Source organism: Vibrio sp. VPAP30 (assembly GCF_001188205.1).
Taxonomy (GTDB): domain Bacteria; phylum Pseudomonadota; class Gammaproteobacteria; order Enterobacterales; family Vibrionaceae; genus Vibrio; species Vibrio bivalvicida.
Map to the genome: position 1 here is coordinate 76,215 of NZ_LBLS01000037.1, position 19,782 is coordinate 95,996.

Genomic DNA, 19,782 nt, shown 5'->3' on the forward strand with positions numbered 1-19,782 from the left:
TTGGTTGAACCGAGTGTTTGCTGGCGATGGAGTTACTTTAGAAGAGAAACATGAACGAAAAAAGCATAGCTTTTAGACCAAAATGGTCATATTATTAGATCATGATTGCTTTAGAACATTTGCACGTTGTTAACGTGATTCATCAGGAAGGGAGTTTTCGCCAAGCAAGTGAGAAACTCTTCAAGGCACGTTCTGCGGTGTCTTATTCTGTTAAGCAGGTTGAAGAACACTATCAAATAGAGATTTTTGATCGTGACACTTACCGCCCGACTCTTACCCGAGAAGGTAAAGTGCTGCTGCAAAAAATACAGCGGCTATTAGATGCGGCTAATGAGTTCGATTTATTTGCCCGTCAGATGAACAGTGAAACTGAGACTGAACTAAGAATCAGTATCAGCGCTATTTTCCCAACAGACAAAGTTACCGCTCTGCTAAAACAACTAAAGCAATCCTACCCCGATACTGTTATCCACCTAGACGTTGAAACTGCATCTGGCGAGCGGATGTTACTAGATGATAAAGTCGACATTGGCATCTATGCCGCGATGGAGTTGAATCAAGAGATCGTTGAGTATCGCCGTGTTGATACTCTGATACTGCCAGTCTACGTGTCCGATCAGTTCCCGTTATCGAACCAAGCAAGGCTCAACCCAAACCACCTCTATGACTATCCACAAGTGATCGTAAAATCATCATATAAAACCAGCCCTGACTCAGGAATAGTGAAACAGGCTCTACAATGGTATGTATCTGATCATCATACGAAAAAATCACTGATAAAGAGTGGCCTAGGATGGGGAAGACTGACCACTCATGAAGCCGAGCACGAACCAACTTTGACCTTAGTTCCTAGCTTCGAGCCACTCAATGTGCCTATTTATGTCGCGCGCAAGAAGACTACCGCGCTAGGGCCCGTCGGTTTGTTGGTCTGGGAGTACTTTAAAACCATCGACAAGTAGGGTAACTCATCATCTAGAACTACAATTGCTAGCTTCGCCATCTAAACCTTTGAAATTAATTTGCATCAATTTATTGTCTAATTCCAATAGGTCATTCCGTATCTATCGCCTAAATTTAATGAAGTAAACAACAGATTTCCGGCCAAGGAGCTGGCATATGTTTAGATCTTTATTTTCTGGCTTAAATCGACTTTCTTCGATGCAGTGGTCATTGCTGCTAAGCTTACTAATTTTTCCAGTTGCGATTGAGCTATTCATTGAACAATCTTGGTTATGGCTCATATTATTGCTGCTTTATCACTTAGTGGTTGTATCTGTCGTTACTTCTATGACCGGATTGCTGGAGCGGCTTAAACAAATCGCGATCCACCTTTCAGAAGGTGATCTTACGGTAAGAATTGACACCAGTGATACCCTCAATGCTCCATTACTGAATACCTTCAACCGAATTGGAGAGGATATCTCTCGGACCGTACATGCACTTCGTAAGTCGACCGCACGCTTAGTCGAAGTCGCGGAAACTGTACAAGAAGACTCTGGCATTTCGAAAACAGGTGCTATGGGACAAAAGCAAGACGTCGACAACGCCAAAGAGATCATCACCCAGTTGTCAGAAATCACGCAAAATGTTTCTAGCTACTGTGAATCAACCGCGACACTTTCTAATCAAGCTAAAGCTAAAGCAGATCAAGGCACCCGAGATATGATCGCCTTAGAAGAGGCTTTGGAAAACGCTAATCATCATATCGACAATTCTAATGAACACTTTCAGTCACTGATGGAAGAGACTGCACAAATTAGCCAAGTGATGGAGACAATTAGCGGAATAGCCGAACAAACTAACTTGCTTGCACTTAATGCTGCCATCGAGAGTGCTCGCGCCGGAGAACAAGGCCGAGGCTTTGCTGTCGTCGCGGATGAAGTTCGTTCGCTGTCACTAAGAACTCAAGAGGCCACCGAAGAGATTCGTGGAAAAATTACCAACCTTCAAGCCAAGACCGATGACGTTTTGGAAACCATGAAAGAAAATAAATCCAGCATGGAACGGTCTTTGGAGATTGCATCAACAGCCGAGCACACATTTAAAGAACTTAACCAACAAATCGACGAGGTCCGTACTTACGGCCAACATATTGCTCAATCATCCGAGCAGCAGCTCGTGCAAACACAAAGCTTACAAGACAGCTTAGCGCTAATCGCAACTGAATCCGACAATAACGTTCGCGCTACTAAAGAAACCTTAATTGCCAGTATTACGGTACGTAACTTGTCAGGCGAAATCGATTCTCTACTCCATCGCTTCGCTACAGATTCGAAACAGGTCGAAGCCGATGAAGCTAAGCGGGGAAAACTGATGGAATGGAGTAATCAACTCGATATCGGGTTAGACGAAATCAATCGTCAGCACCAAACGCTGCTCCATTTAATTAATGAGCTCTATTACCTGCTTAAACACAATTATGGTCTCTCTTCTATCAAGCGGGTTGTACAGGGCTTGATTGATTACACGGCCAACCACTTTGCCTATGAAGAGATTTTGTTTGAACAGATCGATTATGCTCAAACCAAAGACCATATCGAAAAACACCAACATTTAGTTAAGCAAGTCTTGGAGTTTCAAAGTCGCGTAGAAAGAGGTGAAGAGATAGGAGACGAATTGATGGAGTTTTTGAAGAACTGGCTACGTCAACACATTATGGGAGAAGATAAAGCTTATGTTGAAGCATTTAAAAACAATAACTTAAACTAAAAGCATAGCCAAGTTGCAAGAGTACCCTATGAGTAATTTGTCTTATTGTGACGACAACGAAGGTGGCGATTTCGCTACCTTCTTTCAACTGTATTATGCGTTTTGTAGTGCTTACCTTTTCATCCACACGTACAGTCTTTGTTCATACTGGAGCAAGAATCAAAAAAGGCGCTAACCAACCATAAGCGCCTTCTTTAATTTTAAACCGTCAGAAAAGTCTAGTCGACAGAGCGGCTCAATCTTAAGCTTGCCAGCAAGCCCAAAACGCCTAACGAAAAGTAAACCACCAGATTAACTGTTCCTACATTTGCAAACGCGGCTAGTGGGTTGCTCTCAGCCAGTAAGTCAAATGGCAAGATAGTTACTGCCTGCAAGAAATGACTCACAGCAGAAGTACCTAACAGGTTTGTCGAAAGTAGTTTAATCACGTAAAAACCAATCACCATGACTAACAATGGAGAGTTAACTTTCTGAGAAATTGCCATGGCTAATGTTGCAAGCGGCAGTAATGCCAAGCCCACTAACCACATGCGACCAATAAACTCAAACCAATGCGTAAAGACATATAAGATTGACTCACCAGTGAAGAACAGTGGAAATTTCTCCGACATGACAAGATTAATCACCCACATTAGGAAGTCAGCGGACACAACCAACATCGAGCAAATGATAGGTGTCACCAGCAAACCAAAACCAAGCTTCACTAAATGCGTCGTCATATCAGAGACAGGCATGCTGCGCCAAAACATCACACTACCCTCTTGGCGCTCTTTACGTAATGTCTTCGGGAAATAAAGGCTGGTCAATAGAATCGACAAAAAGCCAGTAAAGCCAAAAGCCAAGCCACTTAACTGCTTACCTAATTCATAACCAGATTCAAAGCCATTCACATCATAAGTTAGCTCGTAAGTGACATTGCTTTGAATGGTCGAATTCATCAAGATCGAAAGTAGAAGTACTACACCACACACTAGCAACACCAAAGGAATACGCGTGATCACTTTATGTTCTAGCCACTCTTTCTCTAGCATATAAAAATAGGGATTCATTACGCTGCCTCCTTCTGTAGAGCCAAGAACAGATCTGCCAGTTTTACATTGTAAATTTTGTCTACGTCGTCGAGCTGTTGCGCTTGTTCACTGCGAATCAGCCAACGCGTACTGCCGAGCGCTCGCTCACTAGAAAGCGGCTTCAGTGCTTCCATTTGTGCGCGTAGTTCATCGGTGGTTTCTACAATCACGTAGTCTTCGGCAATGTTCTCCATCGATGATTGCAGCACAGCTTGACCATGCTTAAGGATCAACACATCGGTTAACAAATGTTCAATCTCAGATACCTCATGGCTAGCAATAATCAGAGCACGATCTCCATCATGAAACCATTCAAGGAGATGTCGATAAAAGGTATCTCTGTAAACAAGATCCAAGCCAAGGGTCGGCTCATCGAGAATCAATACTTTGGTATCGGTCGAAATCACAATCGCAAGGTGTAGCTGTACCTTCATGCCTTTTGAGAGCGATTTGATTTTGCTATTGAGCTTGATGTCGGTTTTCTCGAGTACGGCGCGCGCTTTGTTCACATCGAAACTTGGGTGAACACCGGCGGTATAACGAAGAATTTGTCTTACCGTCATCCAGTCAGGCAGCACGTTAACATCTGAAATATAAGACAGGTGCTCCATCACTTTGGCGCGCTGTGAGATAGGCTCAAAACCCAAAACCTGAATATCACCCTGATAGTCGTGAGCACCGAGCAGGCTTTTAATCAAAGTCGATTTACCGGCACCATTGTGACCAAGCAAACCGAGGACTTGTCCCGCTTTGAGTTCAAAGCTAATGTTCTTAATCGCTTCACCTTGCTCTTTGGCTCGACCTGAGTAGTGCTTGGTTACCTGCCGAGCTTCAATTAATACGCTCATTGTTTGCCCTCAACGTGCAGTGTTAACTGCTCAATAAATTCTTGAAGTGGAATGTCTAGCTGCTGCAGTTTCACCGCGATTGACGGGATCTGCTGCTGAATAAAATCCTGTTTTTGCGACGCTTTTAACTGACTCAGTGCGCCTTGTGCCACGAACATTCCCTGACCGCGTTTTTTTTCTACGAGACCTTCATCCACCAGTAGCTGATAACCTTTCATCACAGTGATGTGGTTGATTTTCAAATCTCCTGCGACGGCTCGAACCGAAGGTAATGCCTCTCCTTCGTTCCAAATGCCTTGCAGGATTTGCTCTGTAATTCGATCCGCTAGTTGACGAAAGATAGGCTGCGTTTCGTTCCAATCTGTCATGAAGCTTGCCTTATCAATTGCGCTTTAGTGTTATACATAGGTATAACACTAAAGCAATTCGCAGTGATTGCAACCATTAATTGAAATCTCGCCTTAGATAACAAATTAATTGATGCAGATTAACAAAGCCTTAATCAGCGCTAGATCACACTTTTTATCCCCGTAAAATACCGCTCCTATTTTATTGAGTAAGAGATAAGTAGTGACACGCGATCAATTTGAGTTATTAGCACCGGGCGGAGATTTAGATTCGATTAAGGCAGCCATTGCCGCTGGGGCGGATGCTATCTATTGTGGTTTAGACCGTTTCAATGCGCGTAACCGAGCCACCAACCTCACCTTAGATAACTTGAATGGCGTATTGCAGCTTGCGCATCAGCACAACTGTAAGATCTTCCTGACTCTTAACGTGTTGATTCTAGAAAGCGAAATTCCAGCCATTGTGCGCTTGCTTAGTCAATTGAACACTACAGCAATTGATGGCGTGATCGTGCAAGACCTTGGTTTGGCCTACATTCTCAAAAACCATTTTCCTGATTTAGATGTACACGCCTCAACTCAGCTCAACACCCACAATGAGGGGCAGATTCTGTTTCTCAATCGCTTGACGGCAAGTCGCGTCAATCTATCGCGCGAGCTGAACATCAGTGAGATTAAGCATTTGGCTCAGTTTGGTCGTGAGCATGATGTGATGATGGAAGTGTTTGTCCACGGCTCTTACTGCATCGGGTTCTCGGGTATTTGCTACATCAGCTCTGCGCGTAATGGCGCGTCAGGCAACCGTGGTCGATGCAGTCAACCTTGTCGTGAAGAGTACCAAACCACCAAAACCGGTAACAACTACCCACTCAATATGAAAGACAACTCGGCCTTTGGCGATTTGGCAGCGCTTGCGGATGCCGGCGTGTATTCGTTGAAAGTGGAAGGCCGCATCAAGAAATCTCACTACGTTTACACCGTGGTCGACAACTGGCGTAAGCAGATTGACCGCTTGTGCGATGGCGTGGAACTGTCGAATGACACCACGGAACTGTACACCGTCTTCAACCGTGATTTCTCCAATGCATTCTTGCAAGGTGACTTCGGTAAAGCGATGTACATCGACAACCCCCGCGACCATGCGGTGAAACACTTTTCGAAAATCTACAAATGTGAATCCGCCGACGATGTAAAAGTAGTGAAGAAAAAGCTCTACGACGACAAAACAGCAATCATCGAGAAAGTCGCTGAAAAGACCCAAGACTTTGACGTCACTACAACACAAGCTTCTGCTAGCAGCCTAAAAGGGGCGATTGATGTACCTACTTTGCCCCTGCTACCTCAGCCAGAAATGCGTCAAGGAGCGCCAAGGTTATCGGTATTGTTCTCATCACCACAAGACGTCGCACTGCTCAAATACACTGACGTAGACGTCTATTTTCAGCTGCCGATGGGACTGGCGGCTGAACTGAACGCAATGATCGAGCTGTTCCAAGCAAATCCGCAGTTAAAACCTTGGTTTCCTGCAATTTTGATTGGTGACGATTACCAAGCTGCACGCACACTGTTAGAGGCAGTAAAGCCAGCGCTCTCGATCACTAACAACTCCGGAGTAGGCATTTTAGCTCAAGAGCTTGGATTGGGTTGGATCGCGGGCCCGCTGATGAACACGGTCAACTCTTACTCATTCAAATGTTTACAACAAGAGTTTGCCGCAAGCGGCGCATTTGTCTCCAACGAGTTGAACATGAAGCAGATGCGCCATATTAAACGTCCGCAAAACATGCGCAGCTTTTACAGCATCTACCACCCAAATACACTGCTGACGAGCCGCCAATGTTTGTTCCAACAGACCGAAGGCTGCCGCAAGATCAAAGTCAATAAAGGTTGTTTGAAGCGTTGTGACAAGCGTACATCTATCATTAATCTCAAAGACAACCCGTACGTAGTGCAAAAACAAAAGGGCAGCCACAACTCAATCTACAGTGAACACAACGTATTGAATCTGCAAGTATTGCAAGATTTACCGCAACTGTTCACTGATGTGTTGATCGATCTGCGTGATATTCAAACCGAAACACAAGTAACAGCCAGTAAACCAGAACTGATTGATGCTTTCTTAGTGCTCCTAGCACAACACAATAACGACAACGTAAGTAACATCAATCGCATGATTCAGCCAACGGCCAATGCCCAGTATTTGAAGGGGTTGTAGATTCAAACTTAGATCGTTTGTGATAACTGTCATTAGATGTCTTGAACCTATAGCAATCTGTGAATTACAATGGCGCACTTTTTTTACGGACTTCAAGGTCGAAAAACATGACAGATACAGCTAAACCAGCTCTACCAGATCGCCTATCAGGTAACCCACGTAGCCCTTTCTTTGTAAAAGAGTGCTTCGATCACCAAATCGGTATTCGTTTTAAAGGTCAAGAGCGCACAGACGTTGAAGAATATTGCGTTAGCGAAGGTTGGGTAAAAATAGCATCACCAAAAGCGAAAGACCGCTTTGGTAACCCAATGCTTATCCAACTAAAAGGCGAAGTTGAAGCGTACTACGTTTAATCGCATAAGACTGTAAACTAAACCACCGCTTCAGGTGGTTTTTTTGTTTTTAATCTGAAGCTTAATAGAACGATTTGTCTCGACCTTGAATAAGTGTCATGCTTCATTGCATATGAAGCCTTCACATCTCACGGACGAAAGATGAACATTTCCCTAAGACCTGCACTCGAATCAGACATAGATTTTTTAGTCGACCTACGCAATGCCACAATGCGTGACTACCTTGAACAAGTCGGCATGCCAATTAGCCTCGACGACTATTTGAATCGCATTCAATACAAGTTCGACTGTGCTCAAATCATTACCTTAGATCAAGTGCCTATTGGTTTGTTTAAAGCTGAATACCAAGCTGATCAAAACCTCTGGTATCTCATCCAAATTCAGATTCACCCGGGTTACCAAAACGCGAGTATTGGCAGCACACTAGTAAAAAACCTGATCGAAAAAGCTCAAGCTAGCCAATCACGAGTTGGTTTAAGTGTGATAAAAACCAATCCTGCTTGTCAGTTATACCAACGTCTTGGATTTAAAAAGATCTCGGAAACGGAATACGAGTACAACTTAGAACTCAAGGCCTAAAAAGTAGCAAGGAGTCGCGCATGGATTTGCCGTTAGTGTCACTAAAACGCGCCAACAAAAGTTTCGTCGATGGCAAAGAAACCCATCGCGTATTGGAAGGGGTCGACTTCACTTTGGTGGCAGGTGCAAGTGTGGCCTTGACGGGGGCAAGTGGGAGCGGCAAAAGTACCCTGCTTAATGTCATTGCTGGCTTTGAGCCGCTTTCCGGTGGTGAATTGTGGTTAGATGGCGATAACACAGCAGCTTGGAAGGACCCGCAATGGAGCCAATTTCGCCATCAAAAGCTTGGCGTTATATTCCAACAATTCAACCTATTAACACCGCTCAACGTAAAACAAAACATCGCCTTTCCTCTGTATCTAAACCAACAACAATGGAACGATTGGTGCGATTATCTCATCGAGACATTGGGCATCAGTCAGCTTCTCGATAGACACGTTTCTGCCCTGTCTGGCGGCCAGCAGCAAAGAGTCGCCATAGCACGCGCTTTGGCTCATAGGCCTAAGCTTCTGCTTGCCGATGAACCTACAGGTAATCTCGACCAAAAAGCGGGATTGGAGGTGATGAAGCTACTGAATGAAATCACCACACAAGGCAACACTGCGGTGCTCTTAGTGACCCACAGCCCAGACTGCGCTGAGTTTATGCAGACTCGTTTGCGGCTAGAAAACGGTCAATTACGCAGTGGTGATTTGCAGCAACCCCTCCCTACTTTGCAAGAGCAAAACAACCGAGGGTAAGACCATGACTCAGGTTAGATTCTCGCGTATCAGACTCACACATATTCGACTCGCATTAAATCTGTTCGCGGCGCATTATCGCCAAGCTCCCCTTCAGGCAGCCGCAATTCTGATTGGTATCGTGCTGGCGGTAACCTTGTTTGTAGCCGTGCAATCAATCAACCTCAATGCTAAGCGCAGCTATGCGGAATCCACCGAGCAACTGAGTGCTCAAGCGCAAAATCTGATTATTCCACCAGCGGGGCAAAACTATTTGCCTGAATCGCTCTACTTCAGCCTCAGACAAAACGGACTCAGTGCAGCCTTACCCGTAATTGAAGGGCGAGTTCGGGACAAGCAAGGTCGCCGCTGGTCAGTACAAGGTAGCGAGTTGATCGCTGCTATCTCGTCACGCTCTCGCTATTCAACCCACAACGGACAATCACCACACAGCGAGCAAAACGTTTCTCTATTCGACAGCGCATTACCACTCGCTGAACTTTTAGCTGGCGAACCCATAGTGATGATGAGCCTGTCGCAACATCAGAACTTAGGCGAAGTAGCAACGCTGACTCTGGATGAAGTCCCGACCCGTGTCGTCGTATTACCCGATGAGTGGCAATTAGGCAGCCGAATGTTGATGGATATTGGCTTTGCCCAGCAGTTGCTCAACAAACAAGGGCAGCTCAGTTACATTGCCGTTTTCGACGTAGGTTTCAATACAGCTAATAACACGCAAGTAAAATGGCTAAACCTCATCGGCGAGCAAGGGCAATGGATCGCCAACAATCAAAATGCTGACCTTGGTTCACTCACTGATAGCTTCCACCTCAACCTTACCGCGATGAGCCTGTTAGCATTTCTGGTTGGTCTGTTTATCGCTTACAACGGCGTGAAGTACAGCTTACTCAAACGCAATCGACTGTTAGTCCAAATCCAACAAGCGGGGGTTGGGCAAAACATGGTGTTCACCGCACTGCTGATTGAACTGACCATTCTGGTTACCCTCGGCGCTTCACTCGGTTTTGTATTGGGCATGCAGCTCAGCCATTGGCTGCACCCAACCATTGCGCTCACGCTTGAACAACTTTACGGAGCAACACTGCTTCCTGGCACTTGGCAGTGGCAATGGTGGGCGCAAGCGCTGCTGCTAACCCTAGCTGCAACACTATTGGCGTGTTGGCAGCACTTTAAACAACGCGTGAACCAGCCGCTCTCTTCTCATGGCGGTTTTTATCAAGCCCCAGAAACGTCTAGCGAAAACCAATTGTTCATGGTTGGCATAATGTTGACTGCTGCGGCGCTCGCTGGATTATGGCTGAGTGAGCATCACCGTTTTACTATGGCTTGGCTCGGCGTACTTGTCGTGTCGATTCCTCTGTATCTACCTAAAACACTCAGCGTATTAGCCAACGAGTGTGAAAGGCGTACCCGTTCAGGCTTGATGCACTACCTGTTCGCTGAGCTGCGCGAGCTAATCTCTCCGCTTTCTCTTGCCATGATGGCAATGCTGCTTGCGGTCACAGCCAATATAGGAATGAACACCTTGGTTGGCAGCTTTGAATCGACGTTAAAACAGTGGCTCGAACAAAGGCTTCATGCTGACATTTACGTTAGTCCTGCACAAGGTGAGATTGCCAATGTAGAAAGCGCATTAGAGCAATTTGTCGGGATTGAGACGGTCTACAAGCAATACTATGTCGATGAGAGTCTACAAGGCTTACCCACTTTGCTCGGCACCAAAGACAAGGATACCTTAGAGCAAACCATGGTGTTCAAGTCTCACCTTGATAACTTCTGGCAACGTTTTTACCAAGGTGAGTTGGTCGCCATCAGTGAGCCGACTGCGGTCAAGCTCGGCTTATCGCTCGATAGCGAACTTGAGCTCGATGCAGTTCCAAACAAAACTCTGCGTGTCGGGGCGATATTCCATGATTACGGTTCACCCAATGGTGAAGTTTTATTGGCCCCAAAGTTGTGGCGTGAAAGTGGTTTTACCAACTTGCCCACCAGCCTTGGCGTCAAAGTCTCTGGCGACCCAGATCTCGTCTATGACCAACTGCGTAAGCAACTAAACCTGCACCCAAGTCAGCTTTATGATCAGGCACAAATAAAATCCATCGCGCTCGATATTTTCTCGCAGACCTTCGCCATTACGCGCGCTCTCAATGGTGTAACCCTGATGGTCGCAGTGATTGGCTTATTTAGTGCTTGTTTTATGTTGCTCGACGCACGCAAAGCCGCCATTGCGAGACTGTACGCGCTTGGCGTCAGTCGCCGCAAACTAATGACCATGGTCATCGGGCAAATCGTCGCTTTGGTCAGCTTTACTTTGGTTATCGCTCTACCACTCGGCGCTATGGTCGGTTATGTACTAACAGACATCGTTACCCTGCGCGCCTTTGGTTGGAGCCTAAGTTACCTGTGGAGTTGGAGTGATGCCCTCAGCATTGTGGCAATCACTATCTTTGTCGCGGTAGTTGCGACCCTGATTCCGCTGTGGCGATTGGTCAGTAAACCTGTCGTGTCTAGTTTGCAAAGCGAGGTGCTGTAATGAATCAATTTGCACGCAATCTCACTTGGCTAATGAGCTGCTCGTTGCTGCTTGGTTGTGAAAAGCCTCAGGAGCAAAATATGGCAATGCTATTAGGCAGTGGAGAGACTCAAAGCGAGAGCAATCCATTCACTCCTGTAGTTAAGGGCGTTGAACTCAACTTCCCTGCCGATCATCAAGCACACCCAAGTTTTCGTCATGAATGGTGGTATTTAACGGCGAATTTAATCGATGAAAGTGGCAATCCACTCGGTGTTCAGTGGACACAGTTTCGCTTTGCTGCCGCGCCAGAAGATGGGAAAAACAAAGCGCAAAAAACCGTATGGCAGAGCCAACAAATTTATATGGCGCATAGCGCAGTAACCACGCCAGACAAGCATTTTGCCGATGAGAAATGGTCACGCGACCAAGCTTCGCTAGCAGGCGTTGATGTGTCGCCATTTCGGGTTTATCTCGACGATTGGCAGTGGCAATCTTCAACCGACGACCTTTTCCCCGCCACACTCAATGCCAGTTCAGAGCAGTTTGGCTTATCTCTGACACTCACTAGCGGTGCACCTTATCAGAAACAGGGCGAGCAAGGTTACAGCACCAAAAGTGCCGATGGTCAGGTGGCTTCGTATTACTATAGCCAACCGTTTATTGAGGTTTCTGGCAAAGTCATTATTGATGGCCACACTCATCAGGTAACGGGTAAAGGTTGGATAGACAGAGAGTGGAGCTCGCAGTTCTTGCTCGACTCACAACAAGGTTGGGACTGGTTTGCCTTAAGACTAAGTGACGAAACCAGCTTGGTAGTGTTCCAGTTGCGAGATTCCAATACCGGAAAAGCCAGTTACTCTAGCGCCAGACTGATGCGACAAGACGGCTCGGGTATTGCCATTTCATCCAATGAGATTCAATTGAACGCAACCAAACAAACTGAAATCCAAGGGCGTAATTATCCAACCGAGTGGCAAGTGGCTATTCCGAGTCAGCAAATCGAGCTTGTGGTTTCAGCGCTCAACCCCAACGCTAACATGCCCCTTTCAGTCCCCTATTGGGAAGGCCCAGTGCGTATCGAGGGGACTCATTCGGGTACGGGGTATATGGAGTTAACGGGTTATTAAGCCGAAAAAATCGCCGCACTTAAGCGGCGACTTTGTACCAATTGCTAGCCTGCAGCGACTTGAGTTTTACTCCGCTCCGCAAGATTGTTTAGCCAATCATCTTTTTGTAGCTGACGGATAAACAGATATGACTTAAAGATCTCTTCGAGCGAAATGCCAATAAAAGCGCCTATGAGTCCTAGATCAAAACCAACCCCCAGTAGAAGACTGGCAGGAGCCCCCATAAAAGCAAAACTTTTCAAAGTGATATTCATCACCGATTTAGTATCACCGCCCGCGCGAAGTATTCCCGGAATAACCGAATTTACCGCAGTAAAAAATAGCGATCCCGCGAGAATCCACAGACACCAATAAGCTTGTTGATAAGTTTCCGCTTGGATCTGATACAAACCCAGCAACGGATGAGCGAGTAAGACCAATAATGTCACCGGTATCGACATCAAAATAACGCCTGCCCAAATAGCTGCTCTCGCTGTGATCTTGGCTTGCTCAAGTTCCCCAGCACCCAATAACTTACCGATATAAATACCCGTCGCCTGCTGCAAGCCTCCTACTGGCAACATGAATAGGCCTTTAAAGGTTCTGACAATCGCATATCCTGCGTACGCTATCGCGCCAATACTGTTCATCAGCACGGTATAAAATACGCGCGCGCCTTGCCAATAAAAACCATCAATACTGTTGGGGTAGCCAAGCTGGATGATCTGTTTTAGCTCTGACCACTGACCCCACTTGAAACCGCCAAGACGACGATAGATCATAACGAAGAGAACCAACGCTTGTCCGAGACTGGCGATTAAAGTGGCAAATGCCGCCCCCAAAAGCCCTAGAGGGGTAAACATGGGCCCCGCACTTCCAGGAAGGTCCAAGCCAAATATCAGTACATAGTTACCAATAAAGTTGACGATGTTAAAGGCCACCGAAACCTTAACCGGGGTTTTGGTATCTCCCGTCGCATTAAATACCGCCGCAATCACCTGTGACAACAGCATAGCGGGAACAGCAAAAGCAACAATGTGTAGATAACCCGATGCAACCTCGGGTACTTGTGACCATTGCTCTACTGGCAAAAACAGATCTGTAGTGAGAAGCGCCACCAACGGTTTAGCTAACACATAGAAAATGCCACCAAGGAGCAAACCACAGCCCCCACCAGCGACAATCATAGTATGGGCTATCTGTTCAACTTTTCGCTCCTGCTGCGCCCCACTAAACTGGGAGATTAAAATACTTCCCCCTGTTGTCAGCGCTGCAAAGAGAAGAAAGCTAAACGAGAGTAGTTGACCGACGTTACCTTGCGCTGAAATAGCTAGCTCACCCAGCTGTCCTATCATCAAGGAGTCAACAAAGCCCATCAATGAAAATAAAACGCCTTGCAGCATGATGGGTAGTGCCAGCCCGACAATAGGGGCAACCAGTGCATATCGACTACGCCACATCACTCAGTACCTTTTCTATCGCCAGCATATTCAGTCGCACATTACGTTCCACTTGAGACAACTCCCATTCGAACCATTTCACATGCTCTAGACACTCTTGCTCGCTATTGGTGAAGTCGAAGAAGTGAAAGATATACAAGGGGACCGCTTGAGCAAAGAGAGGCACTAACGCTAGCTCGCTGTCATTTAAGCTTGATACTTGACGATATTGGCGAATAATTATTTGCCAAACTTGAACCAGAAGATTCAACAAGAGATCTTCAGGAATTACGTGATCCCAAGCTTCCAACTGCTCGATGCTGTAATGACGACGCACCAACTTAAAGCCAAGTATTCGGCTAGTCCAAAAGATGTCTGCCAGACGATAATCTAGGCGGCTAAAGTCAAAATCGATTAGCTTGGTGTACCCCCCGTCTTGGTCATAGAAGAGGTTATAACAGTGTAAGTCGCCATGAATAAAGCACTGCTTGGCTTTGTCTAACTCCGATTGATTAATTTCACTCTCAAGTTGGTTAAGCAGTGATTTCAGCTTTGGCAAATACTCACTCATTTGCTTAAATGATTCACGTCCCTCTACCACACACGCTTCAATTTGTGCCAGTTTATCTCTATGCGTAGCCATACCTAAAAAGGTGGTACGCGAATTAGGATACGGCGGCGTAAATTGCTCCGTTGCGTGGTGAAAGTTCGCCATTGCACGAATGGTTTCTTGATGCGCTTTGTCAGGGATTTCACTTGACCAGTTGTACGTCATATCAGAGCAATATTTGGTCATGACATAGATTTCGCCATCAAAATCCACATACAAGTTGCCCTCTTTATCTGGGACAATTTCTGGTGTCGAACATCCATTACTATTGAGCTGTTCTATCAACGCAACTTCGTTACTAATCAACTCTTTGGTGTTACTTTTAAAGCACTTCTTTAGTACATAACGACCATGTTCCGTCGGCACAATATAGACTTCATTAGCCATACCGAAATAACACAGTGTGAGGTTGTCATTAGGGAAAATTTGGTATTGATCGAATACGAACTGTATTCGTCGCTGCACAGGTTCTGCTGCCATGCGTATTGCTACTCCATAAGTAACCGCTCACGCGGTGAAATTAAAATACAAAGATGAGTAGAGGATGTGGGGAGCGCAAAGACTACCAATACAACACACATACACACAGTGCGCCGAGTCACATATACACAAGTTAAATAGATAAAACAACAGATGATTCACTGAACTTATAAGGCATCGCCATAAGCACAAACAGTGTTAGAGCTATTCAATCTTAGCGGCCAAGTGATAAACTGCTGCGCAAAGTCATCAATAGATTGAAAAGGAAATATGATGAACCCGATTATTGCACTGCTGAAAGAGAACAACATCAGCGACGAACAGATCAACGAAATCTTCCAAACTCTGACGCAAAACCCTCTTGCAGCAATGGCAACAATCAGCCAACTAGGTCTGCCACAAGACAAGCTACAAATGCTGATGGCGCAAGTAATGCAAAACCCTGCGCTAATCAAAGAAGCCGTCGATGAGTTGGGCTTAGATTTCTCAAAAGTTGAAGAAGCAAAAAAGAAGCTTCAAAGCCAAAATCAAGGCAACTAAGACCTAGGGTCTGTTAATATAGAAAAGGCCGCTAACCCGATCATGGGCATAGCGGCCTTTTTGTTTGCTGCTTAAACGCGCAGTTTGATCACTTAACGACTGAAAGAGGCGAATTGCTCTGCGGTCATACCGTAGTAAAGTTTGTCTTCCAAGCCTTGCTCTAGCTTGTAATAGTCTTTCTGACGCCCTTCTTGGCTAAAGCCGCATTTCTCTAACGTTTTGTATGAACCCACATTCGATGAGTAGCAATCTGCACTGACTTTATGCGCCTTAAGCTCGGTAAAGCCAATCTCCGTCATCATTTGGCACGCGCGAGTCGCAATACCTTTGCCCCATGCGCAAGTCGGTAGCTGATAACCTACCTCGTAATTACCCGTTAGGAACATTACCGACGTCACGGCACACATTCCCATGTATTTACCTTGCTGATCACGAATGACAAACGTCGGACTCTCTGGCCAAACGTCATCTTTGATGGCTTGAGCTGTGTTCTCAATGATTGGGCCAAAGAAACCTTCATAAAGGCTATCGTCAGCCGGGGCGAAGAACAGATACTTGTTGACCTTATCGTCATTGAGCATTTCGATAATATCTTGCAGATCAGACGCTTGAATCAGTTGAATATTCAACGACTCATTAAATGGAATGGTTTGGCCTTGTTTTAGTTTTTGATATGACATGTGTTACCTCGTTATCTGGCAACTATCTTAGTGGAGCCAACCAGAAAATAATTGGACTTTTGCGACAACTTGCTTGTCTTGGTCGCCGCAAGTTCCTATTCGAAGTCACCGTAGATATCTATCGTCAGGTCGCGTTTTTGCAAATACTTGTTCGGCGTTTTTCTAAGCTGCTGCTTGAGTGTGCGTATCAAGTGCGACTGATCACTAAAGCCAAATTGCTGCGAAAAACTCACCCAATCGATCGCCTCTTGTTGTTTGTAGAGGGCCAAAATCATCTGCTCAAGACGGGCCATTTGCTGATACTGCTTAACGCTCAGACCAACCACCTGCTTGAAACTGCGCTCTAAGGTTCTTCGAGAACACGCGCACTGCGCGGCAATCTGTTCCATATCTATCGCGAGCTCCGGTGAACTCAATGCTTGCGCGTCCATCACCAAAATTGCCTTCTGCGATACTAAAAACGGCTTGGCTCGACAGGGTTCAATCCTTAAAAAGTCTAAGTGACGTTTTATCGAATCTAACAAGGCTTCTGGTGAGTCTTGTTGCCATAGCGTTTGTTGAAAATCCTCATCAAATAAAGGGCTCAGCCAATCAAACCACTGACACTGGTTAAGCGCATTGACTTGGGCATCATCGTAACAAGCAGATTGGAGAGCATAGAGCCCTTCAGGTCGAAAGGTAATACCGATGCGTTTTATCGGAGCCTCATCCTCTAATAGAAGGAGGTTTTCATTCGCAGTCAGTAAGTGACTGCCTTTACCACGAAGTAAGGTTTCACCGTTGTCATAGCTGTAGGCTTGATGCTTGGGAGTGAACAGCAAATGAGCGCGTGGATTGGGAATAAGGTGAGGTTTTGGATCAATCGCTTCACCATGTTCAACCTCCAAGTACCAGACTTGGTGAATAAGCCACTCGTAACCTGCTAAGTGCTGCTTCCAAGCGATCATGGTTGTCCTTGCTTGCGGAGAAAGAGCAATAAGTGTGACTCAATTCGTCACTGTGCGCTACGCATTTATCAAAACTCCATTTTTAAATCGAGCCTATTTACTGTACGCTTATACAGTCATTTTAAAGCAAGGGTGAGCTCAGTAATGCGCGTTGATTATCAAAAGAGGCTGATTCCAGTGATTCGTTATCTGGAAAAGAACTTCAACCAACCCCTCAATTTGCCAGAAGTCGCAGCCCTAGCGAACCTGTCGCCATATCACTTCCATCGCACCTTCAAAGCCGTGCAGGGAGAAACCCTCGCTGATTTTGTCAGACGTTTGCGGTTGCAGTCGGCAGCCGACGATTTGTTTAAATCAAAACAACCCGTGCTAAACATCGCATTGGAATACGGTTTTGCCTCTTCACAGAGCCTAGCCAAAGCGTTTCAGCAACATTATGGGGTAACGCCAAGTGCTTTTCGTGATTGCGAAAACTACCAGCAATTTTCTGAATTATCGCGAAACAGCAAGATTGGACACACGCTGCGCAAGAATGGAAACGCAGGCAAACCTAGCGATTCATATACTGGCTCTGAACTAACAACGTGGAGCAACAAAATGGAAACGCAAAACTTTACAGCGACAAAACTGGCTTATGTCCGAGTTACAGGCCCTTACGGTGAAGGTTATCAAGAAGCCAGTGGTCGACTCTATCAGTGGGCTGGCATGAAAGGGTTAGCGGAGAATACTTGTATCTTCATCTATCACGACAACCCTGAAGTTACTCCAAGCGACAAATGTCGTACCGATATCTGTTTGATGGTGCCTGAAGATACAGACGTAATAAATGGCATAGAACTGCAAGACTTTCCCGGTGGCGAATACGCGGTGATGCGCCAGAACATCACACAGCACAGCCAATATGCGCTCGCTTGGGATGATTTGATGAGTAAAGTGATCGAAACAGGGCTAGAAAACGATGACAGACCTTGCTTCGAGCTCTACCACAGCTACGACCCACAAACCCAGCATGCTGATGTCAGTTTTTGTACTGCGATTAAGTAACCATAAAGCCTGCGAGTAAGCAGGCTTTTTCTCCCCCGCCACTTATGTATTAACGACATAATTATCATTTATATCAATAGGTTAAATATCCAGTTCGTGATCTTAGTTCGCAAACCACAACCATATGCTGAGTGTTTCATTTAAAGTGAGAACCAATTCACAGACTATCTGAGAGGTAATTTTACACTGCAAAAAATCCGTCGACTTAGATCAACACATAACAACACTAGGATCTCCTAATGAAGAAGAACATCATTGCCCTCGCTCTAGGTAGCGTTATTGCTTTAACTGCTGCGCCATACTCTCTTGCCGCTAACGACTCTACAGTGCAAGCCTCAACAGATTACGCCCAACTCGTCACTAAAAGACAGGTGGTTGATCAGCTTCTGAGCGATGCTGTGACAGCCTTTAAATCCCCAGCTCGAATCTCTCATGCTGGGTTCACTGCGAAAATGCCAAGTAATATGGAGATTGTTACCGATCGCTTACTAGAGGCATACGAACTGGAGCCATACCGTACTGATCTTCTTATCTCAGCGGCTAATGCTCAGATTTATAACAAAAATGTCGATCGTGCGATTGAGCTATTCGAGCAAGCGCTGACGGTGGCACCGGATGATGTGGATCTACATGCCTACCTTGCGGTATGGCAACGCTTCAAAGGCAACCAAGCTGAGTCAAGCAAACACATGGGTGCTTTATCTAAACTCAATGCGGGCAAAGCGGCTGACATTAAGCGAATTTTCTCGACAGTGGATCGCGTACTAGAGACACCACTAAAAGAGAAAGCAGCGCAAGGTAAGTTAGAAGATAAGGGAGCGATTGTTACTCTGGGTTACGCACTAAACCCAGATGGCTCAATGCACCAGATCTTAGTTGAGCGTCTTGAAACCACTTTGGCAATGGCAAAAGCGAACCCAGATGCGCTTATCGTGCTAACGGGTGGTGTACCAAAGAACCACAAGACCGAAGGCAAGTTGATGGCTGACTGGCTGATCGAGAAAGGCGTCAGCAAAGACAGAATCATTGAAGAAAACTACGCCACCAGCACCGTTGGCAACGCGCTATTTAGCAGCTATGCCCTAGCCCGCCACAACATCAAACATGCGACCATCATTAGCTCTGCAAGCCATGTACGTCGTGGGCAAACACTGTTTGAAATTGCAAGTTGGCAAACAGGCCCACAAGGCATTACGTTCGATACAGTCAGCTACCCAGACAAGCCGCTAAAAGAGCTCACCAAAGCGAGTGACAGTGAGCTACTAGGAATCTACCGCGATGCCCTTCGAACTTACGGTATGTGGAGCTACCGCTCATACCCGTTAGAGTCTCGCTAAGACAAAGAACAAGAAGGTCGCATGATGCGACCTTCTTAATTTTTGGATCAGGGTTCGGTGAAAAACGTTAGTTCCTTTTGAGGTGAAGGCCAAAATGACTTTGAGTACTAGAGTTATTTTTAGAAAGACGTGTTACGCCCACCATCTGTAGCACGTCTCTGGACATAAACGTTTTAGAGCTATTACCCTGCCTCGGGTTATTTTGATTAGAAAAAGTATGCCA

At 45.8% G+C, this 19,782-nt stretch carries 18 protein-coding genes; 11 read left to right on the forward strand and 7 right to left on the reverse strand.

All coding sequences use genetic code 11. From position 1 onward, the window contains the following. The first annotated feature begins 101 nt into the window (after positions 1-101). Positions 102-959, forward strand: a complete 858-nt coding sequence (locus ZX61_RS17040) for a LysR family transcriptional regulator (protein WP_049845801.1) — start codon at positions 102-104, stop codon at positions 957-959. Positions 960-1,116: 157 nt separating this feature from the next. Then, positions 1,117-2,709 (forward strand): bacteriohemerythrin, encoded by a 1,593-nt coding sequence (locus tag ZX61_RS17045; RefSeq protein ID WP_049845802.1) that lies wholly within the window; start codon positions 1,117-1,119, stop codon positions 2,707-2,709. Between the two features lie 218 nt (positions 2,710-2,927). Here the strand turns inward: ZX61_RS17045 and ZX61_RS17050 are convergent, their stop codons facing one another. From ZX61_RS17050 to ZX61_RS17060, 3 genes are read right to left on the reverse strand one after another with little or no spacing between them, the layout of a single operon-like run. Beyond that, on the reverse strand, positions 2,928-3,758 hold the full coding sequence (locus ZX61_RS17050) for a hypothetical protein (RefSeq protein WP_049845803.1): 831 nt from the start codon (positions 3,756-3,758) through the stop codon (positions 2,928-2,930). Continuing rightward, positions 3,758-4,627, reverse strand: a complete 870-nt coding sequence (locus ZX61_RS17055) for an ABC transporter ATP-binding protein (protein WP_049845804.1) — start codon at positions 4,625-4,627, stop codon at positions 3,758-3,760. Before ZX61_RS17055 ends, ZX61_RS17050 begins: the two co-directional genes overlap by 1 nt. Beyond that, on the reverse strand, positions 4,624-4,995 hold the full coding sequence (locus ZX61_RS17060) for a GntR family transcriptional regulator (RefSeq protein WP_004746441.1): 372 nt from the start codon (positions 4,993-4,995) through the stop codon (positions 4,624-4,626). The genes ZX61_RS17055 and ZX61_RS17060 overlap by 4 nt, the downstream gene beginning before the upstream one ends. Positions 4,996-5,197: 202 nt before the next feature. Between ZX61_RS17060 and ZX61_RS17065 the strand changes: the two genes are divergently transcribed. The 6 genes from ZX61_RS17065 (at position 5,198) to ZX61_RS17090 (ending at position 12,503) form a co-directional block, all read left to right on the forward strand. Beyond that, on the forward strand, positions 5,198-7,189 hold the full coding sequence (locus ZX61_RS17065; protein ID WP_049845805.1) for a peptidase U32 family protein: 1,992 nt from the start codon (positions 5,198-5,200) through the stop codon (positions 7,187-7,189). 107 nt (positions 7,190-7,296) lie between these two features. Then, on the forward strand, positions 7,297-7,542 hold the full coding sequence (locus ZX61_RS17070) for a DUF3297 family protein (protein ID WP_004746437.1): 246 nt from the start codon (positions 7,297-7,299) through the stop codon (positions 7,540-7,542). 141 nt (positions 7,543-7,683) lie between these two features. Further along, entirely contained in the window at positions 7,684-8,121 is a 438-nt protein-coding gene (locus ZX61_RS17075) for a GNAT family N-acetyltransferase (RefSeq protein WP_049845806.1), read from the forward strand. 20 nt (positions 8,122-8,141) lie between these two features. Further along, positions 8,142-8,861, forward strand: a complete 720-nt coding sequence (locus ZX61_RS17080) for an ABC transporter ATP-binding protein (RefSeq protein WP_049845807.1) — start codon at positions 8,142-8,144, stop codon at positions 8,859-8,861. Between the two features lie 4 nt (positions 8,862-8,865). Then, positions 8,866-11,394, forward strand: a complete 2,529-nt coding sequence (locus ZX61_RS17085; RefSeq protein ID WP_049845808.1) for an ABC transporter permease — start codon at positions 8,866-8,868, stop codon at positions 11,392-11,394. After that, positions 11,394-12,503, forward strand: a complete 1,110-nt coding sequence (locus tag ZX61_RS17090) for a lipocalin-like domain-containing protein (protein ID WP_049845809.1) — start codon at positions 11,394-11,396, stop codon at positions 12,501-12,503. Before ZX61_RS17085 ends, ZX61_RS17090 begins: the two co-directional genes overlap by 1 nt. A gap of 44 nt (positions 12,504-12,547) precedes the next feature. Here ZX61_RS17090 and ZX61_RS17095 read toward each other — a convergent pair whose 3' ends face one another. Both ZX61_RS17095 and ZX61_RS17100 read right to left on the reverse strand, forming a co-directional pair. Then, positions 12,548-13,942, reverse strand: coding sequence for an MATE family efflux transporter (locus ZX61_RS17095; protein WP_049845810.1), 1,395 nt, complete (start codon positions 13,940-13,942; stop codon positions 12,548-12,550). Further along, on the reverse strand, positions 13,932-15,011 hold the full coding sequence (locus ZX61_RS17100; RefSeq protein WP_049845811.1) for a phosphotransferase enzyme family protein: 1,080 nt from the start codon (positions 15,009-15,011) through the stop codon (positions 13,932-13,934). The genes ZX61_RS17095 and ZX61_RS17100 overlap by 11 nt, the downstream gene beginning before the upstream one ends. Before the next feature lie 273 nt (positions 15,012-15,284). On the opposite strand from ZX61_RS17100, the gene ZX61_RS17105 reads away from it, so the two are divergent. Beyond that, entirely contained in the window at positions 15,285-15,551 is a 267-nt protein-coding gene (locus ZX61_RS17105; protein ID WP_049845812.1) for a DUF2999 family protein, read from the forward strand. Positions 15,552-15,643: 92 nt separating this feature from the next. On the opposite strand, the gene ZX61_RS17110 is transcribed toward ZX61_RS17105, so the two are convergent. Further along, complete coding sequence (locus ZX61_RS17110) at positions 15,644-16,231, reverse strand: GNAT family N-acetyltransferase (RefSeq protein WP_049845813.1); 588 nt, start codon at positions 16,229-16,231, stop codon at positions 15,644-15,646. 95 nt (positions 16,232-16,326) lie between these two features. Further along, entirely contained in the window at positions 16,327-17,178 is an 852-nt protein-coding gene (locus ZX61_RS17115) for a helix-turn-helix transcriptional regulator (RefSeq protein ID WP_049845814.1), read from the reverse strand. Between the two features lie 144 nt (positions 17,179-17,322). Between ZX61_RS17115 and ZX61_RS17120 the strand changes: the two genes are divergently transcribed. After that, complete coding sequence (locus tag ZX61_RS17120; protein WP_049845815.1) at positions 17,323-18,222, forward strand: AraC family transcriptional regulator; 900 nt, start codon at positions 17,323-17,325, stop codon at positions 18,220-18,222. Positions 18,223-18,461: 239 nt separating this feature from the next. After that, on the forward strand, positions 18,462-19,559 hold the full coding sequence (locus ZX61_RS17125; RefSeq protein WP_049845816.1) for a YdcF family protein: 1,098 nt from the start codon (positions 18,462-18,464) through the stop codon (positions 19,557-19,559). Positions 19,560-19,782: the final 223 nt, after the last annotated feature.

What these genes read in the sequence shown, in the direction of transcription:
- ZX61_RS17045 (WP_049845802.1), top strand. Translation starts at nt 1,117, where the DNA reads ATGTTTAGATCTTTATTTTCTGGCTTAAATCGACTTTCTTCGATGCAG.
- ZX61_RS17105 (WP_049845812.1), top strand. Translation starts at nt 15,285, where the DNA reads ATGAACCCGATTATTGCACTGCTGAAAGAGAACAACATCAGCGACGAA.
- ZX61_RS17075 (WP_049845806.1), top strand. Translation starts at nt 7,684, where the DNA reads ATGAACATTTCCCTAAGACCTGCACTCGAATCAGACATAGATTTTTTA.
- ZX61_RS17070 (WP_004746437.1), top strand. Translation starts at nt 7,297, where the DNA reads ATGACAGATACAGCTAAACCAGCTCTACCAGATCGCCTATCAGGTAAC.
- ZX61_RS17110 (WP_049845813.1), bottom strand. Translation starts at nt 16,231, where the DNA reads ATGTCATATCAAAAACTAAAACAAGGCCAAACCATTCCATTTAATGAG.
- ZX61_RS17080 (WP_049845807.1), top strand. Translation starts at nt 8,142, where the DNA reads ATGGATTTGCCGTTAGTGTCACTAAAACGCGCCAACAAAAGTTTCGTC.
- ZX61_RS17120 (WP_049845815.1), top strand. Translation starts at nt 17,323, where the DNA reads ATGCGCGTTGATTATCAAAAGAGGCTGATTCCAGTGATTCGTTATCTG.
- ZX61_RS17050 (WP_049845803.1), bottom strand. Translation starts at nt 3,758, where the DNA reads ATGAATCCCTATTTTTATATGCTAGAGAAAGAGTGGCTAGAACATAAA.
- ZX61_RS17090 (WP_049845809.1), top strand. Translation starts at nt 11,394, where the DNA reads ATGAATCAATTTGCACGCAATCTCACTTGGCTAATGAGCTGCTCGTTG.
- ZX61_RS17115 (WP_049845814.1), bottom strand. Translation starts at nt 17,178, where the DNA reads ATGATCGCTTGGAAGCAGCACTTAGCAGGTTACGAGTGGCTTATTCAC.
- ZX61_RS17100 (WP_049845811.1), bottom strand. Translation starts at nt 15,011, where the DNA reads ATGGCAGCAGAACCTGTGCAGCGACGAATACAGTTCGTATTCGATCAA.
- ZX61_RS17095 (WP_049845810.1), bottom strand. Translation starts at nt 13,942, where the DNA reads ATGTGGCGTAGTCGATATGCACTGGTTGCCCCTATTGTCGGGCTGGCA.
- ZX61_RS17055 (WP_049845804.1), bottom strand. Translation starts at nt 4,627, where the DNA reads ATGAGCGTATTAATTGAAGCTCGGCAGGTAACCAAGCACTACTCAGGT.
- ZX61_RS17040 (WP_049845801.1), top strand. Translation starts at nt 102, where the DNA reads ATGATTGCTTTAGAACATTTGCACGTTGTTAACGTGATTCATCAGGAA.
- ZX61_RS17060 (WP_004746441.1), bottom strand. Translation starts at nt 4,995, where the DNA reads ATGACAGATTGGAACGAAACGCAGCCTATCTTTCGTCAACTAGCGGAT.
- ZX61_RS17085 (WP_049845808.1), top strand. Translation starts at nt 8,866, where the DNA reads ATGACTCAGGTTAGATTCTCGCGTATCAGACTCACACATATTCGACTC.
- ZX61_RS17125 (WP_049845816.1), top strand. Translation starts at nt 18,462, where the DNA reads ATGAAGAAGAACATCATTGCCCTCGCTCTAGGTAGCGTTATTGCTTTA.